Origin of the sequence: Paraburkholderia mimosarum LMG 23256 = NBRC 106338 (assembly GCF_000739815.1) — a bacterium.
GTDB classification, from domain to species: Bacteria; Pseudomonadota; Gammaproteobacteria; order Burkholderiales; family Burkholderiaceae; genus Paraburkholderia; species Paraburkholderia mimosarum.
In genome coordinates this window covers 183,433-203,395 of sequence record NZ_BBJJ01000007.1, presented here as the reverse complement: position 1 = coordinate 203,395, position 19,963 = coordinate 183,433, and the positions used below count along the sequence as shown (strand labels likewise).

17 protein-coding genes are annotated in these 19,963 nt (G+C 65.4%); 13 read left to right on the top strand and 4 right to left on the bottom strand.

The annotated features are described in order from the left end of the window. Window positions 1–34: 34 nt before the first annotated feature. On the bottom strand, window positions 35–388 hold the full coding sequence (gene uraH / locus BMI01S_RS08500; RefSeq protein ID WP_028231263.1) for a hydroxyisourate hydrolase: 354 nt from the start codon (window positions 386–388) through the stop codon (window positions 35–37). A 583-nt stretch (window positions 389–971) separates the two neighbouring features. On the opposite strand from uraH, the gene BMI01S_RS08495 reads away from it, so the two are divergent. Further along, window positions 972–2,381 carry an 8-oxoguanine deaminase gene (locus tag BMI01S_RS08495; protein ID WP_028231264.1) on the top strand — a complete coding sequence of 470 codons (1,410 nt, stop codon included), beginning with the start codon at window positions 972–974 and terminating at the stop codon, window positions 2,379–2,381. Window positions 2,382–2,534: 153 nt separating this feature from the next. On the opposite strand, the gene BMI01S_RS08490 is transcribed toward BMI01S_RS08495, so the two are convergent. After that, complete coding sequence (locus tag BMI01S_RS08490) at window positions 2,535–3,467, bottom strand: LysR substrate-binding domain-containing protein (protein ID WP_028211467.1); 933 nt, start codon at window positions 3,465–3,467, stop codon at window positions 2,535–2,537. 266 nt (window positions 3,468–3,733) lie between these two features. Between BMI01S_RS08490 and BMI01S_RS08480 the strand changes: the two genes are divergently transcribed. The 4 genes from BMI01S_RS08480 to BMI01S_RS08465 all read left to right on the top strand — a co-directional run bounded on the left by BMI01S_RS08480 (window position 3,734) and on the right by BMI01S_RS08465 (window position 8,747). Further along, a complete protein-coding gene (locus BMI01S_RS08480) occupies window positions 3,734–5,371 on the top strand; it encodes an ABC transporter ATP-binding protein (RefSeq protein WP_028211469.1) in 1,638 nt (545 codons plus the stop codon). 80 nt (window positions 5,372–5,451) lie between these two features. Then, window positions 5,452–6,558 (top strand): ABC transporter permease, encoded by a 1,107-nt coding sequence (locus BMI01S_RS08475; protein WP_028211470.1) that lies wholly within the window; start codon window positions 5,452–5,454, stop codon window positions 6,556–6,558. Between the two features lie 38 nt (window positions 6,559–6,596). Continuing rightward, the gene (locus BMI01S_RS08470; protein WP_028211471.1) at window positions 6,597–7,526 is read left to right on the top strand and encodes an ABC transporter permease; all 930 of its coding nucleotides are present in this window, start codon (window positions 6,597–6,599) and stop codon (window positions 7,524–7,526) included. A gap of 135 nt (window positions 7,527–7,661) precedes the next feature. Beyond that, window positions 7,662–8,747, top strand: coding sequence for a BMP family ABC transporter substrate-binding protein (locus BMI01S_RS08465; RefSeq protein WP_028211472.1), 1,086 nt, complete (start codon window positions 7,662–7,664; stop codon window positions 8,745–8,747). Between the two features lie 132 nt (window positions 8,748–8,879). On the opposite strand, the gene BMI01S_RS08460 is transcribed toward BMI01S_RS08465, so the two are convergent. Beyond that, window positions 8,880–9,089 carry a dodecin gene (locus BMI01S_RS08460; protein WP_028211473.1) on the bottom strand — a complete coding sequence of 70 codons (210 nt, stop codon included), beginning with the start codon at window positions 9,087–9,089 and terminating at the stop codon, window positions 8,880–8,882. Window positions 9,090–9,278: 189 nt separating this feature from the next. Here BMI01S_RS08460 and BMI01S_RS08455 point away from each other — a divergent pair, with 189 nt between their 5' ends. The 4 genes from BMI01S_RS08455 to BMI01S_RS08440 all read left to right on the top strand — a co-directional run bounded on the left by BMI01S_RS08455 (window position 9,279) and on the right by BMI01S_RS08440 (window position 15,035). Then, complete coding sequence (locus tag BMI01S_RS08455) at window positions 9,279–10,178, top strand: NAD(P)-dependent oxidoreductase (RefSeq protein WP_042288879.1); 900 nt, start codon at window positions 9,279–9,281, stop codon at window positions 10,176–10,178. 281 nt (window positions 10,179–10,459) lie between these two features. After that, complete coding sequence (locus BMI01S_RS08450) at window positions 10,460–12,052, top strand: ABC-F family ATPase (protein WP_028211475.1); 1,593 nt, start codon at window positions 10,460–10,462, stop codon at window positions 12,050–12,052. A 194-nt stretch (window positions 12,053–12,246) separates the two neighbouring features. Continuing rightward, the gene (locus BMI01S_RS08445; protein WP_028231266.1) at window positions 12,247–13,680 is read left to right on the top strand and encodes an aldehyde dehydrogenase family protein; all 1,434 of its coding nucleotides are present in this window, start codon (window positions 12,247–12,249) and stop codon (window positions 13,678–13,680) included. A gap of 164 nt (window positions 13,681–13,844) precedes the next feature. After that, on the top strand, window positions 13,845–15,035 hold the full coding sequence (locus BMI01S_RS08440) for an NAD(P)H-dependent flavin oxidoreductase (RefSeq protein ID WP_028231267.1): 1,191 nt from the start codon (window positions 13,845–13,847) through the stop codon (window positions 15,033–15,035). 122 nt (window positions 15,036–15,157) lie between these two features. Here BMI01S_RS08440 and BMI01S_RS08435 read toward each other — a convergent pair whose 3' ends face one another. Beyond that, window positions 15,158–15,361: a DUF1289 domain-containing protein gene (locus BMI01S_RS08435; protein ID WP_028211478.1), complete on the bottom strand. Its 204-nt coding sequence runs from the start codon at window positions 15,359–15,361 to the stop codon at window positions 15,158–15,160. Between the two features lie 468 nt (window positions 15,362–15,829). On the opposite strand from BMI01S_RS08435, the gene BMI01S_RS08430 reads away from it, so the two are divergent. The 4 genes from BMI01S_RS08430 to BMI01S_RS08415 all read left to right on the top strand — a co-directional run bounded on the left by BMI01S_RS08430 (window position 15,830) and on the right by BMI01S_RS08415 (window position 19,949). Then, window positions 15,830–16,930, top strand: coding sequence for a polyamine ABC transporter substrate-binding protein (locus BMI01S_RS08430; protein ID WP_028231268.1), 1,101 nt, complete (start codon window positions 15,830–15,832; stop codon window positions 16,928–16,930). A gap of 114 nt (window positions 16,931–17,044) precedes the next feature. Then, window positions 17,045–18,205: an ABC transporter ATP-binding protein gene (locus BMI01S_RS08425; protein WP_036018712.1), complete on the top strand. Its 1,161-nt coding sequence runs from the start codon at window positions 17,045–17,047 to the stop codon at window positions 18,203–18,205. Further along, the gene (locus BMI01S_RS08420; RefSeq protein WP_028211481.1) at window positions 18,202–19,134 is read left to right on the top strand and encodes an ABC transporter permease subunit; all 933 of its coding nucleotides are present in this window, start codon (window positions 18,202–18,204) and stop codon (window positions 19,132–19,134) included. The genes BMI01S_RS08425 and BMI01S_RS08420 overlap by 4 nt, the downstream gene beginning before the upstream one ends. Then, entirely contained in the window at window positions 19,131–19,949 is an 819-nt protein-coding gene (locus BMI01S_RS08415; RefSeq protein ID WP_028211482.1) for an ABC transporter permease subunit, read from the top strand. Before BMI01S_RS08420 ends, BMI01S_RS08415 begins: the two co-directional genes overlap by 4 nt. Window positions 19,950–19,963 lie beyond the last annotated feature (14 nt).

Sequence of the window (19,963 nt, the reverse complement as noted above, 5' to 3'; positions counted from 1 at the left end):
TGAATGCTCGTCGCGTCGTGCGCCCGAAGATCGGTCAGCTGCCCCGATAGGTGCTGTACGACCACGGCGAAACGAGCAGCGGCACGTGGTAGTGCGAGCCGGCGTCGGCGATGCCGAAACGCAGCACGACGCGGTCGACGAAGCGCGGCTCGGGCACATTCGCGCCGAGCGCGGCGAAATAGTCGCCCGCATGGAACACGAGTTCGTATTCGCCTTTCGCGAGCGCTTCGCCTTCCAGCAGCGGTGCGTCGCAACGGCCGTCGTGATTAGTGGTGACGGTCTTGAGCGCGCGTCGCGCGTCGCCCGAGAGCGCAAAGAGCTCGACCTTGATGCCCGCGCCCGGACGGCCGTTGGCGGTGTCGAGCACGTGGGTAGTCAGCTTGCCCATTCGCAGTTTTCCTTGTGAGTGCCTGGTGCGATTGCGAGGTTTCAGCGGCGGCTCTCGATCCCATGATGCGTTGCGGCGGATCGAGGCTCCACGTCAGTGGCTACATACCCGTCGGCGGATCGAATCGAGCGCCGTGAACGCATTTTAAGAACGATCGCACCCGGCGCGCGCGAGCGATAGGAAAGATAAAGCGTCGCGCATGAGGGTGCGCCCTGGGTGCTGCCTCGGTGTGCTTCGCATTGCTCCCCGCATTTGCGCGCGCCATGCAGGCATCGTAGCGACGTCAAAAATCGACCTTTATATGTTCTGCGTAAAGGTGGGTATCGCAGCGGCGAGAATTGCCACGACTATTTTGGCTACGGATCGTTGAGGCCATGCGCAGGGGGTGCTGCGCGTCCCGAAGACGGCGGTGGACGCCGGGTAACCGGGCCAGCGGCGTTCTTCCCGGGACGCGTCGGCACGGGAGCCTGGGCGACCGGCGGTGCCGGCGGGCGCGGCGAGGGCGTCGGGTTCATACGCCGCGCGCGAGCCAAATCGAGTGAAAATGGCTCGCGTTGGCACGACAACGGAGCGATCAAGGACGATGGAACGCACACTCGCGCAAGGGCAGGATCCGCAAGACCCGCAACGCCGGGCAAAGACGTTGCTGGTGAAGAACGCCGACATGCTGGTGACGATGGACGGCGCCCGCCGCGAGATCCGCGGCGGCGGCATCTACGCCGAAGGCAACCGCATCGTCGCCGTGGGCCCGACGGCCGAACTGCCCGCCACGGCCGACGAGGTCATCGACGCGAGCGGCCATCTCGTGACGCCCGGGCTCGTCAACACGCATCACCACATGTACCAGAGCCTCACGCGGGCCGTGCCCGCGGCGCAGGATGCCGAGCTGTTCGGCTGGCTCACGAATCTCTACCGGGTGTGGGCGAACCTCACGCCCGAGATGATCGAAGTCTCCACGCTCACGGCGATGGCGGAACTGCTGCTCTCGGGCTGCACGACGTCCAGCGATCATCTGTACATCTACCCGAACGGCAGCCGGCTCGACGACAGCATTCGCGCGGCGCAACGCATCGGCATGCGTTTTCACGCGAGCCGCGGCAGCATGAGCGTCGGCCGCAAGGACGGCGGTCTGCCGCCCGATTCCGTGGTCGAGTGCGAGGACGCGATTCTCGCCGATACACAACGCCTCATCGAGACCTGGCACGACGAGGGCCGGTACGCGATGCTGCGCATCGTGGTGGCGCCGTGCTCGCCGTTTTCGGTGAGCTGCGACTTGATGCGCGAATCGGCGGTGCTCGCGCGGCATTACGGCGTGTCGATGCATACGCACCTTGCCGAGAATGCCAACGACATTGCATACAGCCGCGAAAAGTTCGGCATGACGCCCGCAGAATACGCCGAGGACCTCGGCTGGGTAGGGCGCGACGTGTGGCATGCGCACTGCGTGCAGCTCGACGACCACGGCATCGGCCTGTTTGGCCGCACCGGCACGGGCGTCGCGCATTGCCCCTGCTCGAACATGCGGCTTGCATCGGGTATCGCGCCCGTGAAGAAGATGCGGCTCGCGGGCGTGCCGGTGGGGCTCGGCGTGGATGGCTCGGCGTCGAACGACGGCGCGCAGATGGTGGCCGAAGCGCGCCAGGCGATGCTGCTCGCGCGCGTGGGCTTCGGCCCGGATGCGATGACGGCGCGCGAGGCGCTCGAAATCGCCACGCTGGGCGGCGCGCGGGTGCTCGGCCGCGATGACATCGGCGCACTCGCACCCGGCATGGCGGCCGACTTCGTGGCTTTCGACCTGCGCCAGCCGCTCTTCGCGGGGGCGCTGCACGACCCGGTTGCAGCGCTCGTGTTTTGCGCGCCTTCGCAGGTGGCGTTGAGCGTGATCGGCGGGCGCGTCGTCGTGAAAGACGGCGTGTTGCAGACGGTGGAGCTCGGGCCGGTGATCGAGCGGCACAACCGGCTCGCGGCCCAACTCGTGCAAATGGCGCGCTGAAGGCGGGCTAGCGGGCTAGCGGGATCAGGCGGGATCAGGCGGGATCAGGCGGGAACAAAACGCAGCGGCGGCGCGCCAGGACGCTCGCCGCCGCGCGGCGCACGGGACTGTCGGATAGGCTCAGGCGGCCGCTGCAACGCGCGGCCGTGGTCCTCAAGGCTTGTCGATCAGCGTTTTCGTCGCTTCGGCGACGAGGCCGCGCAACCAGCGCACTTCGTCCGAGTAATGACAGCGTTCGTGCCACAACTGGTAGTACTGCATCGGCGGGAAGTCGAGCGGCGCGGGCACGACCGTGAGCGGCAGGAAGCGCGCATAGTGGTCGGCGAAGAGGCGCGTGGTCGTGAAGATCAGGTCCGACTTGATGAGCACGTAGGGCGCGAGATTGAAGTACGGCAGCGTGACGACCACGTGGCGCTTGAGGCGCTCGCGCGCGAGGTGCACGTCGATGGCGCCGCGCTGGCCCACGGAATAGGGCGTGGGCGCGAGGTGCGGCGCGTTGAGGTACTGGTCGAGCGTGAGCGCGCCGCGCTTGGCGAACGGGTGCGTATTGCTCATCAGGCAGACGATCTGGTCGACGAACAGGTTCGAGAGGTGCAACTGCTCCGGCGGCTCGGGCCAGTTGCCGATGACGATATCGAGCTTGCCTTCCTCGAGCGCGAGTTCGTAGTCGAACGCGGGGCCGAGCGAGTGGAATTCGAGCGTCGCGTTGGGCGCGGCCTGGCGAAAGCGCTCGACGACGGTCGGCACGAACAGGACGTTCAGATAGTCGGGGCAGCCGATCCGGTAACAGCGGATGGACGTGGCCGGATCGAAATTGTGCTGCTGGAAGCGGATGCGCTCGATCTCGCGCAGCGCGTTCTGTACGGGTTCGAGCAGGCGCAGGCCATACTCGGTCGGCACCATGCCGGACTTGCCGCGCACGAGGAGCGGGTCGCCCGTGATGTCGCGCAGGCGCCGCAGCGCCGCGCTGATGGCGGGCTGGGACTGATTGAGCTTGACGGCGGCGCGTGTCACGCTGCGCTCCATCAGGAGCGTGTGCAAGACGCGCAAGAGGTAAGTGTCGATCGCCTCGCGTTGCTGACTCATGAATTCTCCGATTATATGTTCGGGCTGATCGATAAGGCTTGGGGGTATATCGTTTTTAATATGGACAAAAAGTGGCGTCAAGCGAGGCTTATCCCGAGCGGGCTGCGCAGCGCGGCACTCGCCGCGGCAACGGCGAATTTTGTCGGCTCGACGTTGGCTGGGCTAACAGGTATCGTCACCCCCGCGCGGCGGTGCACGACGCCCGTGCGAGGCAGCACGATTCAAACGGCTTTCAGGCAGCAATAACGGACAACGGCGGAACTTTCATGGGCGATTCTCCTTCACGTCAGGCAACGGGCATGCATGACGACGTGCGAGCCCCGGGCGTGCCGCGCCTCGCGCTTGCCGGCATCACGAAGCAGTACCCGGCGGTGCGCGCGAACGACGACGTCACGCTCTCGGTCGCGCCTGGAGAGATCCACGCCTTGCTCGGCGAGAACGGCGCGGGCAAGAGCACGCTCATGAAGATCGTCTACGGCGCGGTGCGGCCGGACGCGGGCGAGATCCGCTGGGAAGGCGAGGCCGTCGAAATCGCGAGTCCGGCCGCGGCGCGCAAGCTCGGCATCGGCATGGTGTTCCAGCATTTTTCGTTGTTCGAAACGCTGACGGTGGGCGAGAACATCGCGCTCTCGCTCGACGAGCCGTTCGACCTGAAAACGCTCGGCAAGCGCATTCGCGAGGTGTCGGTGCAATACGGCCTCGACATCGATCCGCAGCGCCATGTGCACAGCCTCACGGTGGGCGAGCGTCAGCGTGTGGAGATCGTGCGCTGCCTGCTGCAGAACCCGCGTCTTCTGATCATGGACGAGCCGACTTCGGTGCTCACGCCGCAGGCGGTGCGCAAGCTGTTCGGCACGCTGCGCCGCCTCGCATCGGAAGGCTGCAGCATTCTCTATATCAGCCACAAGCTCGATGAGATCCAGGAGCTGTGCGACACGGCCACCGTGCTGCGCGGCGGCAAGGTCACGGGCAACGTGATTCCTCGCGAGGAGACGCATGCGTCGCTCGCGCGGCTGATGGTCGGACGCGAGCTGCCCGACTACACGCGCCGCGCCCACACGCCCGGCGACGTGCTGCTCGAAGTCAAGCATCTGTCGATGCCGAGCGACGATCCGTTCGGCACGTCGCTCGCCGACGTTTCGTTCGGCGTGCATGCGGGCGAAATCCTCGGCATTGCGGGGGTTTCGGGCAACGGCCAGGCGGAATTGCTCGCCGCGCTCTCCGGCGAGGCGCAGGCGAGCCGCCACGGCGCGCCAGCCGATACGGTCAAGATTTGCGGCAAGCCCGCGGGACGCCTTTCGGCGGGCGCGCGTCGCAAGCTCGGTTTTGCGTTCGTGCCGGAAGAGCGGCTTGGGCGTGGCGCGGTGCCGGCCATGTCGCTTGCCGAAAACGCCTTGCTCACGGCGCATCGCGAAGGGATGGTGCGTTCCGGGTGGCTCAGGACCGGCGCGATGCGCGCGTTCGCCGAGCGTTGCATCGGCGCGTTCGACGTGCGCTGCGGCGGTCCCGATGCGCTCGCGCAAAGCCTCTCGGGCGGCAACCTGCAGAAGTACATCGTAGGGCGCGAAATTCTCCAGGCGCCGAAGGTGCTCGTGGTCGCGCAGCCCACGTGGGGCGTGGACGTGGGCGCGGCGGCCTTCATCCGCCAACAACTGCTCGATCTTTCGGCGCGCGGCGTGGCGATACTCGTGATCTCGGAGGAACTGGAAGAACTCTTCGACATCTGCGATCGCATTGCGGTGCTCGCGGGCGGGCGCCTTTCTCCCGCGCGTTTGACAGGCGAGACGAACGCCGAAGAAATTGGCCGCTGGATGGCGGGCCTCTTCGGGGAGCGCGCCAATCATGGCGACGGCGGTGGCCGCCCGGACGGCGAGCCCCCGGCGCAGACCGTAGCGAACGCCTGACGCGCGGCCGCAACAACGCGCTCCAGCCACACGGGGCGCGCGCAACATCCACCCCGAGACTGATCACCCACTTCTTCACCATGATCCTCCCGTACCGACTCGAAGCCCGCACGACGCCGTCACGCACGGTGCGCATCGCCGTGCCGTTGATCGCGGCGCTGCTGACGCTCGCCATCGGCTTCCTGATCTTCGGCCTCGTGGGCCGCGATCCCGTGCAGGCAATGCACGCGTTCTTCATCGAGCCGCTTTCGACCATCAATGGGTGGTCCGAACTGTTGCTCAAGGCCTCGCCCTTGTGCCTGATCGCGCTCGGTCTCGCGGCGGGCTATCGCGCCAACGTCTGGAACATCGGCGCGGAAGGGCAAATGGTGCTGGGCGGCATCGCGGCGAGCGGCGTGGCGATCTACTTCGATCAAGCAACGGGCTGGTGGATCCTGTTCCTCATGATGCTCGCGGGCGTGCTGGGCGGCATGGCCTGGGCGGCGATTCCCGCCTGGCTCAAGAGCCGTTTCAACACCAACGAAATTCTCACGAGCCTGATGCTCACCTATGTCGCCACGCAGTTGCTGATCTGGCTCGTGAGCGGCCCATGGCGCGATCCGAACGGCATGAACTTTCCGCTCTCCGAAATGTTCAGCGGCGACGCACTTTATCCGACCTTCGGCGGCGACTGGCGCATCCACTGGCTGCGCGGCACGCGGCTGAACGCATCGATTTTCCTCACGCTCGCGGCGATTCCGCTCGTCTGGCTCTTCATGCGCCGCAGCTTCGCGGGCTACCGCATGAGCGTGGGCGGGCTCGCGCCGCTCGCCGCGCGCTACGCGGGCTTCTCGGAGAAAAAGACGATCTGGACATCGCTGCTGCTTTCCGGGGGGCTCGCGGGTCTCGCGGGCATGGGCGAGATTGCCGGTCCCATCGGCCAGCTGCAGGCGACGTGGTCGCCGGGCTACGGTTTCACGGCGATCATCGTCGTGTTCGTGGGGCGTCTGCATCCGGTCGGCATCGTGCTCGCGAGCCTGTTGATGGCGCTGCTCTATCTGGGCGGCGAAGCCGTGCAGACTTCGCTGCAATTGCCGCAGGCGCTTTCCGGGGTGTTCCAGGGGCTGCTGCTGTTCTGCCTGCTCGGCGCGGACCTCTTCGTGAACTATCGCGTGCGCCGCCGCCATCCGGTCGCCGCCGCGAACTGACCAGCCCATCCAGAGAAAAACGACACGGGTCTAACGACATGGATATCCAGCAAGCCAGCTCGCTCGCATCGAGCGCCGTCACTGCCGCCATCCCGCTCATGTTCGCGGGCGTGGGCGAGCTCGTGACCGAGAAGTCGGGCGTCCTCAATCTCGGCGTGGAAGGCATGATGCTGATGGGCGCCGTTACGGGCTACGCGGTCACGACGATTACGGGCAGTCCGTGGCTCGGTCTGCTCGCGGGCATGGCGGCGGGCGTCGTGATGTCGTTGCTGTTCGGCTTTCTCGTGCTCACCATGCTCGCCAACCAGGTCGCCACGGGACTCTCGCTCACGATCTTCGGCGTCGGGCTTTCGGCATACGTGGGCAAGCCCTATACATCGGCCGCCGCGTCGGCCACCATCGCAGCGTGGCCGATTCCGGGGCTCTCGCAACTGCCCGTGGTCGGGCAGGCGTTCTTCAGCCTCACGCCCGTCGATTACCTCGCGTTCATCATGTTCGCCGTGGTCGCGTGGTTCCTCTATCGCACGCGCGCCGGACTCGTGCTGCGCTCGGTGGGCGAGTCGCCGCAAGTCGCGCATTCGGTGGGCTTTCCCGTGATCGGCGTGCGCTATGGCGCAACGGCCTTCGGCGGCGCGATGGCCGGCCTCGCGGGCAGCTACTACTCGGTCGTGCAGCTGCATTTGTGGCAGGAGCAGATCACGGCGGGGCGCGGCTGGATCGCGCTCGCGCTCGTGGTGTTCGCGACGTGGCGGCCGGGGCGCCTGCTGATCGGCGCGCTGCTCTTCGGCGCGGTCACGGGCGCGCAGTTTTACGCGCAGGCCGTGGGGGTGCCGGTGCCCACGCAGTTTCTTGCCATGCTGCCGTACGTCGCGACGATCGTCGTGCTCGTGCTCATTTCGCGCAATCCGAACACGATCCGCCTGAACGCGCCGGCCTCGCTCGGCAAACCGTTCTTTGGGGCCGCCTAGGTGGGGCCGCCTAGGTGGCGCCGCCTAGACGGAGCCGCCCAGGTGGGGCCGCCTGAGCGACGGACGTCATCCGCAATGCTGACCAACACGCGTCGAACGCTCGCAGTTATCCCATCCACGACAGGAGAATCCTCGATGAAAAAAACCATCCTGACCGCTTTCGCCGTCGCCGCCACGTGCGGCATGGCGGCCCTCGTGCCCGCGGCCCAGGCCGCCGACGCGCCGGGCGTCGCGTTCGTCTATCTCGGCAATCCGGGCGATGCCGGCTGGACCTTCGCGCACGATCAGGGGTCGAAGGCCGCCGAGCAGAAGTTCGGCAACAGGATCAAGATCACGCGCGTGGAAAACGTGCCGGAATCGGCGGATTCGGAGCGCGTGTTCCGTGATCTCGCCAGCAAGGGCAACAAGATCATCTTCGGCACGAGCTTCGGCTATCAGGACTTTCAGCTGAAGGTCGCGAAGGACTTCCCGGACACCGTGTTCCTCCACGCCACGGGCTACAAGAAGGCGCCGAACTTCGGCACGTATGACGTGCGCATGTATCAGGGCGCGTATCTCGCGGGCGTCGCGGCAGGCTACGCGACGAAGACCAACACGCTCGGCTTCGTGGCGTCGGTGCCGATTCCCGAGGTGGTGCGCAACATCAACGCGTACACGCTCGGCGCGCGCTCGGTGAACCCGAAGGTGCACACCAAGGTCATCTGGATCAATAGCTGGTTCGATCCGGGCAAGGAGAAGCAGGCCGCCGAAACGCTGATCGGCCAGGGCGCCGACGTGCTGCTGCAAAACACCGATTCGAGCGCCACGCTCGCCACCGCCGAAGAGAAGAAGGTCCACGCGTTCGGCTGGGATTCGAACATGAAGAAGTTCGGTCCGCACGCGCATCTCGGCTCGGTCGAAGCGAACTGGGGCGTCTATTACGTCGCCGCGATCCAGCAGGTGCTGGACGGCAAGTGGAAGAACGATCCCGTGTGGTGGGGCATCCCGCAAAAAGCCGTCGATCTCGGCGACGTCAACACGAGCGAGCTTTCGGCCGATGCGCAAAAGGCCGTCGCCGCGAAGCGCGAAGCGATCGCGGGCGGCAAGTGGGACGTCTTCACGGGCCCGATCAAGGACCAGACGGGCGCGGTGAAGGTGCCGGCCGGCAAGACGCTGACCGATCCGGAACTGCAGCGCCTGAACTGGTACGTCGAAGGCGTGGACGGCTCGCTGCCGAAGTAAGCGTGTCAGACGCGCTCGCGCCGCCACCCTGCGCGGCGCGAGTCTCTTCGTCGGATGATTGCAGCGTCTGCACGCAACGCGGCTGCGCGAGCCTCACGGGCAACGCGCAGCCGTTTTGCTTTCGGGCCGCCTTCAGTCGTCGATGCGGATGCCGACCTTGATCGTGACCTGCCAGTGCGAGATCTGGTCGTTTTCGATCAGTCCGCGCGTTTCCACGACTTCGAACCAGTGCAGGTAGCGCAGCGTCTTCGACGCGCGCGCAATGGCGCAGCGGATCGCGTCGTCGCTGGATACCGTGGACGAGCCGGTAAGCTCGATCTGCTTGTAGACGTGGTCGCTCATGGCAGTGTCTCCTCGGAGGCCGCGCGGCTAGGGCGCGTCAATCGAGTATAGGTAACGCGCCACGATCCGGACGCAACATGGCCGTGTCCGGGGCCGGTTATCATGGCGCCTCGCACGAAGTCGGGCCTCGCCGTGCGCTTGCGACGAGGCGCGCGACGATTGGAGCAGACGAGGCAGGAGACGAAAAAGATGGACGAGCAGGTATTGGGCTTTTGCGGACCGGGACTGATGGGGGCGCCGATGATCCGCCATTTGCTACGCGCGGGGCACGCGGTTCGCGTGTGGAATCGCACGCCGGCGAAGGCCGAGGCGTTGGTTGCCGAAGGCGCGCAGGTGGCCGCGACGCCCGCCGAACTCGCGCGCGCCGCCGATGTGGTGCTGCTTTGCGTCGCGGATGCGGCAGCCGTCGAATCCGTGGTTTTCGGCGCAGCGGGCCTGCTGACCGATGCCACCGGCAAAGGCGTGCGCGTGCGTCGCATCGTCGATCATTCGAGCATCCCGCCCGACGCGACGCGCAGGCTCGCCGAGCGCGCGGCGGCATATGGCGTAGGCTGGATCGACGCCCCGGTGTCGGGCGGCGTGGCGGGCGCGCAGAACGGCACGCTAGCGGTCATGGCGGGCGGTGCCATGGCGGACGTCGATGCCGTCACGCCGATCCTTTCCGCCTACGCAGCGCGCGTCACGCATATGGGCGCCGCCGGCGCGGGCCAGACCACGAAGCTGTGCAACCAGGCGATCGTCACGGCCACGGTCGCCGCGATTGCCGAGGCAGTCAGCCTTGCGCGCCGCAGCGGCATCGACGCGGCGAAGCTGCCCGAAGCGCTCGCGGGCGGCTGGGCCGATTCGACGCTCTTGCGCACGTTCGTGCCGCGCATGACGCAGGACGGGCTCGAGCCCATCGGCGCGCTCAAGACATTCCAGAAAGACGTGGACACGGTCGCCGCGGCCGCCGCGCAAACCGGCACGCCGATGCCCGTCTCCGGCACGGTCCAGCAATTGCTGCGTCTCGCGGCAGCGATGGGTCTTGCCCAGGCCGACTTCTCAGGTTTCATCGACGTGCTGCAGACGCCTCGCAAAGGCGAGGCCTGAGGCCATCGAGTCGCAGCGGGCGATGCGGCCCCGGTTGTAACGAACGCCGCTGAGCCGGCCTCATTCGGCGCCGCTTGCTGTGTCACGCTCGCGAGGCGGGGCCCTTCGCGCTTATGCGATCCGCACCGGTTTCGCGCGCCGTGCCGGTGCTCGCGAGGTACCGCCGTGCGGCCCTTATTGCTGGTCATTGCATGGTCCTCATGCGGCTGGAACTTGCGCGTGAAGTGGCATAACCTGCTAAAATTACAGGTTTTTCGTCGATCTACTTACCGGGACGCGCTGTGCTCTCTACCGCCAACATCACCATGCAATTCGGGCCGAAGCCCTTGTTCGAGAATATCTCGGTCAAATTCGGCGAAGGCAACCGCTATGGCCTGATCGGCGCGAACGGTTGCGGCAAGTCCACGTTCATGAAGATCCTGGGCGGCGACCTCGAGCAGAGCTCGGGCAACGTGATCCTCGAACCGAACGTGCGTCTGGGCAAGCTGCGCCAGGACCAGTTCGCGTATGAAGACGTGCGCGTGCTCGACGTCGTCATGATGGGCCACACCGAGATGTGGGCCGCGATGACCGAGCGCGACGCGATCTATGCGAACCCCGAAGCGACGGACGACGACTACATGCACGCCGCCGAGCTGGAGGCGAAGTTCGCCGAATACGACGGCTACACAGCCGAAGCGCGCGCGGGCGAACTGCTGCTCGGCATCGGCATCGGCACGGAATTCCACAATGGCCCGATGAGCGGCGTGGCGCCGGGCTGGAAGCTGCGCGTGCTGCTCGCGCAGGCGCTGTTCTCGAAGCCGGACGTGCTGCTGCTCGACGAACCGACCAACAACCTCGACATCAACTCGATCCGCTGGCTGGAAGATGTTCTGAACGAGTACAACTCGACGATGATCATCATTTCCCACGATCGCCACTTCCTAAACCAGGTCTGCACGCACATGGCGGACATGGACTACGGCACGCTCAAGGTCTGGCCGGGCAACTACGACGACTACATGCTGGCGTCGGCGCAGGCGCGCGAGCGCCAGCAGGCCGCGAACCAGAAGGCGAAGGAGCGCGTGGCCGACCTGCAGGACTTCGTGCGCCGCTTCTCGGCCAACAAGTCGAAGGCGCGTCAGGCCACCAGCCGCCTGAAGATGATCGACAAGATCAAGATCGAGGAATTCAAGCCCTCGTCGCGCCAGAACCCGTTCATCCGCTTCGAGTTCGAAAAGAAGCTGCACAACATCGCCGTGGTCGCGGAAGAGATCACGAAGACGTACGAGCGCCGCATCTTCAACAAATTCAGCATCAGCGTCCAGCCGGGCGAGCGTATCGCGATCATCGGCGAGAACGGCGCGGGCAAGACCACGCTGCTGCGTTCGCTGCTGGGCAACCTGCCGCTCGATAACGGCTCGGTGAAGTGGGCCGAGAACGCGAACGTGGGCTACATGCCGCAGGACACGTACGAAGAGTTCCCGAACGACGTCACGCTGATGGAGTGGATCGACCAGTACCGCCAGGAAGGCGACGACGAGCAGTCGGTGCGCGGCACGCTGGGTCGTCTGCTCTTCAACGCGGACGACATCCGCAAGTCGGTCAAGGTGCTGTCGGGCGGCGAGAAGGGCCGCATGATCTGGGGCAAGCTGATGCTGGGCCGCCACAATGTGCTGCTCATGGACGAGCCCACGAACCACATGGACATGGAATCGATCGAATCGCTGCAGATCGCGCTCGAAAAGTTCGAGGGCACGCTCGTGTTCGTGTCCCACGACCGCGAGTTCGTGAACGGTCTCGCCAACCGCATCATCGAGGTGAGGACGGACGGTACGATCAAGGACTACAGCGGCAACTACGAGGATTTCCTGGCGAGCCAGGGCTTGCATTGAGTTTCGATCGGCCTGATCGAGGCGTGAAACGAAAACGGGCGGCGCGTGAGCGTCGCCCGTTTTGTTCTTGAGGCCAGGCGGTGCGTGTTTCTATCGGCTTTACGTAAGCGTCAACCACGCTAGAATGCAGGATCGCCGCGGCAAGACCGCGCTGAAACTGCGAACGCTGAACACGAATACGGAGACAGAAGCCCATGAACCACTACACGCAGTTCTACATCAACGGCCAATGGGTCGCGCCGCACGGCAAGGGCACGATCGACGTGATCGACTCGGGCACCGAAGCGGTCATGGGCCGCATTCCCGAAGGCGTCGAAGCCGACGCCGAGGCGGCCGTCGCCGCCGCGCGCGCCGCCTTCGACGGCTGGGCGGCGACGCCCGCGGCCGAGCGCGGGGCCTTGCTGCAGAAAATCGCCGACAACCTCAAGGCCCGCACCGACGAACTCGCGCAAATCATCGCAGGCGAAGTAGGCATGCCGCTCAAGCTCGCGCGCGCCATTCAGGTGGGCGGCCCCGTGTACAACTGGGGCGCTTATGCGAAGCTCGCGAGCGCGTTCCAGTACGAGGAGCGCGTCGGCAATTCGCTCGTCGTGCGCGAGCCGGTGGGCGTCGTCGCGGCCATCACGCCGTGGAACTATCCGCTCAACCAGATCACGCTGAAGGTCGCCGCGGCGCTCGCCGCAGGCTGCACCGTCGTGCTCAAGCCTTCGGAGATCGCGCCGCTCAACGCGTTCGTGCTCGCCGAGGCGATTCACGAAGCCGGCCTGCCCACAGGCGTGTTCAACCTGGTGACGGGCTATGGCCCGGTGGTCGGCGAACTCCTCGCACGCCATCCTGACGTCGACATGGTGTCGTTCACGGGCTCGACGCGCGCGGGCAAGCGCGTGTCGGAAGTGGCGTCGGCCACCGTCAAGCGCGTGGCGCTGGAACTGGGTGGCAAGTCGGCCGCCGTCGTGCTCGACGACGCGGACCTTGCAGCCGCCGTCAAGGGCACGGTGGCCGCGTGCTTTCTCAACTCGGGGCAAACCTGCTCGGCGCACACGCGCATGATCGTGCCCGAGTCGCGCTACGAAGAAGCGCGCGACCTTGCGAAGCAGGCCGCCGAGGCGTTCACGGTGGGCGATCCGCGCGACGAGAAGGCGAAGCTGGGCCCGCTCGCCTCGAAAGCGCAGCAGCAGCGCGTGCAGCAGTACATCGAGCGCGGCCTGGCCGACGGCGCCGAGCTCGTCACGGGCGGTCCCGGCATGCCGGAAGGCGTGACCCAGGGCTTCTTCGTGAAGCCGACCGTATTCGGCCGGGTACCGCGCGATGCGGCCCTCGCGCAGGAAGAGATCTTCGGGCCGGTGCTCACGATTCTCACGGCGAAGGACGAGGACGACGCCGTGGCGATTGCCAACGACTCGCTCTACGGCCTCGGCGGCGCGGTCTGGGCCGGCAGCGACGAGCGCGCGGTGCGCGTGGCGCGCCGCATCCGCACGGGCCAGATCGACATCAACGGCGGCACCTGGAACATGGCCGCGCCGTTCGGCGGCTTCAAGCAGTCGGGACACGGCCGCGAGAACGGCGCGTATGGCCTGGAGGAGTACCTCGAATACAAGTCGATGCAATTCAAGGTCCCGAAATCCTGATGAGGCATCTCGTCGCGCCATCGCAAATCTTTTAGTGCGACGTGTTGATAAAAATCATGAACGCGGATTCCCTTGCGGGTGTCCGCGTTTTTTGCTTGATGTTTGTCAATGTCATATATGGGGTACGCGCGACCATAAGCGCTTTGTCATCGACAGAGCACAACATGTTTCCTGCACACTCCTTCGCGCCGCTTCAGATCCGCGGCCGTCAACTCCTGCCAGTCGTGCAGGGCGGCATGGGCGTCGGCATCTCGGCGCACCGGCTGGCCGGCAGTGTCGCGCGCGAAGGTGCGCTCGGCACGATCGCGAGCATCGACCTGCGCCACCATCACAGCGACCTCATCGACATGTGCCGCGCCGACCCGCGGCATGAAACGCTCGCTCGCGCGAACCTCATCGCGCTCGGCCGCGAGATCGCGCAGGCGCGCAAGCTTGCCGGCGGCAACGGCATGATCGCCGTGAACGTCATGAAGGCGGTGAACGCGCATGCCGACTACGTGCAGGCCGCGTGCGAGCATGGCGCCGACGCCATCGTGATGGGCGCGGGCCTGCCGCTCGATCTGCCGGATCTCACGGCGGGCGTGGATATCGCGCTCGTGCCGATCCTTTCCGATGCGCGCGGCGTCGCGCTCGTGCTCAAGAAGTGGATGAAGAAGGGCCGCTTGCCCGACGCCATCGTGATCGAGCATCCCGCCCACGCGGGCGGCCACCTCGGCGTGACCGACATTGCCGACATGGGCAACGAGCGCTTCGCGTTCGCGCAGATTTTCGAGGAGCTCGAAGGCGTGTACACCACGCTCGGCATTACGCGGCGCGACGTGCCGCTCGTCGTGGCGGGCGGCATCAACAGCCACGAGGCGGTGCGTAAGTGGCTCGAGGCGGGCGCCAACGGCGTGCAGGTGGGCACGCCGTTCGCCGTGACCGAGGAGGGCGACGCTCACCCCGAGTTCAAGCGTGTGCTCGCCGATGCGAAGCCCGAAGACATCGTCGAGTTCGTGAGCGTAACGGGGCTGCCCGCGCGCGCCGTCAAAACGCCGTGGCTCGAACGTTACCTGCGCAACGAATCGCGCATTCGCGCCAAGATCGGCTCGCTCAAGCTCGCGTGCCCGACGGGCCTCGAATGCCTTTCGGCTTGCGGGCTGCGCGACGGCATCGAAAAGTTCGGGCACTTCTGCATCGACACGCGCCTTGCCGCGGCGTTGCGCGGCGACGTGTCGAACGGCCTGTTCTTCCGCGGCCGCGAGGCGTTGCCGTTCGGCAATGCGATCCGCAGCGTCCGTGACCTGCTGGAGCTGCTCCTGACGGGCGTTGCGCGGCCTGCGGCCGCACAGCGGGCGGCCTTTGCGCTGGCTTGAGCACGTGTCGAAACTGCGTCGGACCCCGTCTCCTGACGCCAGGTACGCCTCACGGAGGTTGGACTAACCGACAAGGGAAGCCAACCCTCTCGCGAACGCCGGCTCGACCGGCGTTTTGTCTTTCAGGCGCGGTCTTTCTGGAAGCGCATGGCGGTGCCTTCGCGCTCGATGCGCTCCCACACGGCGCGTTTTTCCTCGTCGCTCAGGAACACCCAGTTGGAGACTTCCCCAGCGGTGCGGCCGCAGCCTTTGCAGATGTCGTCGAAGAGGGTCGAGCACACGCCGATGCAGGGGCTGTCGGGGAGGTCGTGGAGATTGGATGCCATTGAGGAGCCTTGGGGCGCGCCGATGCGCTCGGCGCGCCGGCTTCTGGACGAAACGCCGCTATGTTAACCGATACGGGGCGAGGCAGCCCTGCGCTCACTTTCGACGTGCCGCGACGATGCATGACGAATCCACCGCGCGACTGCAAGCCGACGGCAAGCCGATAGCAAGCTGGAGCGCGCGAGCCGGGGCGGGCTGCCCGGCACGTCGCGCGCATGCGCCACCGAAGCGGTTTTCTATGGACACGGCCCGTGAAACGGCTAAAATTGCGCGCGATTTACCGTCCGCGCGCGGATCGCCGAGATTTGACGGCCCATGTTCCGTTTGCGCGACACGTCGGCGTTTTTTTTCTTGCCGGGCATGTTTGATGGTAGGTTCGTGAAGTTCAGGGGAGTCGCGCATACGTGACACGATGCGCGGCGTGAGGCGAGGCAGCGGCCGGCGGAAACCGGTCAGGATCGGAGAACGGGATGAAGAAAGGAGTTGTGGCGCAACTGGCCGTGCTCGCACTGTGCGCGGCGCCGTGGATGACGTCGGTGGCGAAGGACACGCAGCTGAACGTGTACAACTGGTCCGATTACATCGCCAAGGACACGATTCCGAACTTCACCAGGCAGACCGGCGTTCAGGTCAAGTACGACAACTACGACAGCGACGACACGCTCCAGGCCAAGCTGCTCGCGGGCAACTCGGGCTACGACATCGTCGTGCCGACCAGCAACTACGCGGGCAAGCAGATCGCCGCCGGCATCTTCTCCCCGCTCGACAAGTCGAAGATCCCCAACCTCAAGTATCTCGATCCGCAACTGATGGCGCTCGTCGCCGGCGCGGATCCGGGCAACAAGTACGCGGTGCCCTGGGCGTACGGCACGACCGGCCTCGCCTATAACGTCACGAAGGCGCAGCAGATCCTCGGCAAGAACGTGCCGCTCGACAACTGGGACATTCTCTTCAAGCCCGAGAACATCTCGAAGCTGAAGGCCTGCGGCGTGTCCGTGCTCGACGCGCCGGACCAGATGTTCGCGGCCGCGCTGCACTACATCGGCAAGGATCCGCTCTCGACGAAGCCGGACGACTATCGCGCGGCGCTCGCGATGATGAAGAAGATCCGCCCGTACATCACGCAGTTCAACTCGTCGGGCTACATCAACGACCTCGTGGGCGGCGACATCTGCTTCGCCTACGGCTGGTCGGGCGACGTCGTGATCGCGAAGCATCGCGCGATCGACGCGAAGAAGCCCTACAAGATCGAGTACTTCATCCCGAAGGGCGGCGCGCCGATCTGGTTTGACGTGATGACCATCCCGAAGGATGCGCAGCACAAGGAAGCCGCGCACGAGTGGATCAACTACATCGAGACGCCGCAAGTCCACGCGGCGATCACGAACGCGGTCTATTACCCGAGTGCGAACGCGGAAGCGCGCAAGTACGTCGACAAGGACATCGCCAACGATCCGGCCGTGTACCCGCCGCCCGAAGTCCTGAAGACGCTGTTCCTGCTCAAGCCGCTGCCGCCTGAGATCCAGCGTCTGCAGACGCGTCTGTGGACCGAGTTCAAGTCGGGCCGCTGACACGGCAGTGTGCGGTAATTCCCGTTTTACCCCGAGCCCTCGGCAAGCTGCCGGGGGCTTTGTTCGTCAACGCCGTCCAGCATATGCGCAGAAACAGGCAGGGCAGAGAGAATCATGAGTGACCAGTCGAGCGCGCCGGCAGCCGCCGGTGCGCTGCCTTCGGGCTTCGCCGCGGCAAATCCGGCCGCGGACAACTTCGTGCAGATCGTCGATGTCGTCAAGAAGTTCGGCGAGACGACGGCCGTCAAGGGCGTCAATCTGTCGGTGAAAAAGGGCGAGCTGTTCGCGCTGCTCGGCAGTTCGGGCTGCGGCAAGTCCACCTTGCTGCGCATGCTAGCGGGTCTCGAAACCGTCACGTCGGGCAAGATCCTGATCGACGGCGAGGATCTCGCCTCGATGCCGCCGTACCGCCGCCCGGTCAACATGATGTTCCAGTCGTACGCGCTCTTTCCGCACATGACGGTGGAGGCGAACGTCGGTTTCGGGTTGCGCCAGGAAGGCGTGAAAAAAGGCGAGCTGAAAGACCGCGTGGCCGCAGTCCTCGAACTCGTGCAGATGACACGCTTCGCGAAGCGCAAGCCGCATCAGCTTTCGGGTGGTCAGCAGCAGCGCGTGGCGCTCGCGCGTTCGCTCGTCAAGCGCCCCAAGCTGCTCCTGCTCGACGAGCCGATGTCGGCGCTCGACAAGCAGATTCGGCAGCGCACGCAGATCGAACTCGTCAATATTCTCGACAAGGTCGGCGTCACCTGCATCATGGTCACGCACGATCAGGAAGAGGCGATGACGATGGCCGGACGCCTCGCCGTGATGAGCGAAGGCGAGATCGTCCAGCTCGGTACGCCGAACCAGGTCTACGAGTTCCCGAACAGCCGCTTCTCCGCGGAGTTCATCGGCTCGACCAATCTCTTCGACGGCAACGTGGTCGAAGACGAGCCCGATCACGTGTTCGTCGAGTGCGCGGACCTGCCGGTGCGCCTTTACGTGAACCACGGCATCACGGGCCCGCTCGGCATGCCCGTGACGATCTCGGTGCGGCCCGAGCGCATCGCGCTCACCCGCAAGCCGCCCGAAGGCGTGTTCAACTGGGGCAAGGGCGTCGTGAAGAACATCGCGTACATGGGCGGCTACTCGCTCTATCACGTGAAGCTCGATTCGGGCAAGACCGTGATCGCGAACATGTCGAGCCTCGCGCTCTCCGAGATCGACTCGCCGACGTGGGAAGACGAAGTCTATGTGCGCTGGAGCGCTTCGGCCGGTGTGGTGCTGACATCATGACTGGCGTGCTCAGGAACATCGTCTACTGGCCCGTCAAGCGTTTCAATCTGACGGGCCGCACGGCCGTGGTGGCGGGCCCTTTCTTCTGGCTGCTGCTGTTCTTCCTCGTGCCGTTCATCCTGGTGGTGAAGATCAGCTTCTCCGATCAGCAGCTCGGCATTCCGCCGTATACGGAGCTGACGTCGTACGCGGAGGGCGTGTGGCACATCGCGCTCGACTTCTCGCACTACGCGTTCCTGCTCCAGGACACGCTGTACTTCGCGACTTACGTGAATTCGGTGGTCGTGGCGGCGATCTCGACGCTGCTGTGTCTGCTGATCGGCTATCCGATGGCGTATTACATCGCACGCTCGAATCCCGCTACGCGCAACGTCCTCATGATGGCCGTCATGCTGCCGTTCTGGACGTCGTTCCTGATTCGTGTGTACGCGTGGATCGGCATCCTGAAGAACAACGGACTGCTGAACAATTTCCTGATCTCGACCGGCATCATTCATTCGCCGCTCGAGCTGTATCACACGAACACGGCCGTCTATATCGGCATGGTGTATTCGTACCTGCCATTTCTCGTGATGCCGCTCTACGCGCACCTCGTCAAGATGGACCTCACGCTGCTCGAAGCCGCCTACGATCTCGGCGCGAAACCGTGGCGCGCGTTCGTGGAAATCACGCTGCCGCTCTCGAAGAACGGCATCATCGCGGGCTGCCTCCTGGTGTTCATTCCGGCGGTGGGCGAGTACGTGATTCCTGAACTGCTGGGCGGCGCGAATACGCTGATGATCGGCCGCGTCATGTGGAACGAGTTCTTCGACAATGCCGACTGGCCGATGGCCTCCGCCGTGACCTGCGCGATGGTCGTCCTGCTGCTCGTGCCGATGGCGCTGTTCCAGCACTACCAGGCAAAGGAACTGGAGGGCCGCGGCAAATGAAACCCAATCGCGTACTGCAGTTCATTGCGCTCGGCCTCGGCTTCGCGTTCCTGTATATCCCGATCCTGAGCCTGATCGTCTACTCGTTCAACGAGTCTCAGCTCGTGACGGTGTGGACGCGTTTTTCCACGCGCTGGTATCAGGCGCTCCTCACGGACGACGAACTCATCACCGCCGCGTGGCTCTCGCTGCGCATCGCGCTGCTGACGGCCTTCGCCTCGGTGGTCATCGGCACGTGGGCGGGTTTCGTGCTCGCGCGCATGGGGCGCTTTCGCGGCTTCACGCTCTTCTCGGGCATGATCAGTGCGCCGCTCGTGATTCCCGAAGTGATCCAGGGCATTTCGCTGCTGCTGCTCTTCGTGGAAATGGGCAAGCTGATCGGCTGGCCCGCGGGGCGGGGCGTCTTCACGATCTGGATCGGCCACGTGATGCTGTGCATTTCGTATGTCGCCATCATCGTGCAGTCGCGTGTGCGCGAATTGAACCCGTCGCTCGAAGAGGCCGCGCTGGACCTCGGCGCGACGCCGTTCAAGGTGTTCTTCCAGATCACGCTGCCGCTCATCTCGCAGGCGCTCGCCGCGGGCTGGCTTCTCTCGTTCACGCTCTCGATCGACGATCTCGTGCTCTCCGCGTTCCTTTCGGGCCCGGGCTCGACCACGCTGCCGCTCGTCGTGTTCTCGCGCGTGCGCCTCGGCCTGAACCCGGAGATGAACGCGCTCGCCACGCTGTTCATCGCGGTCGTGACCGTCGGCGTGATCGCCGGCAACCACTTCATGCAGCGCGCGGAGCGCAAGCGCATGGCGATGGCGGTGTGATCGTCGTGACGCCT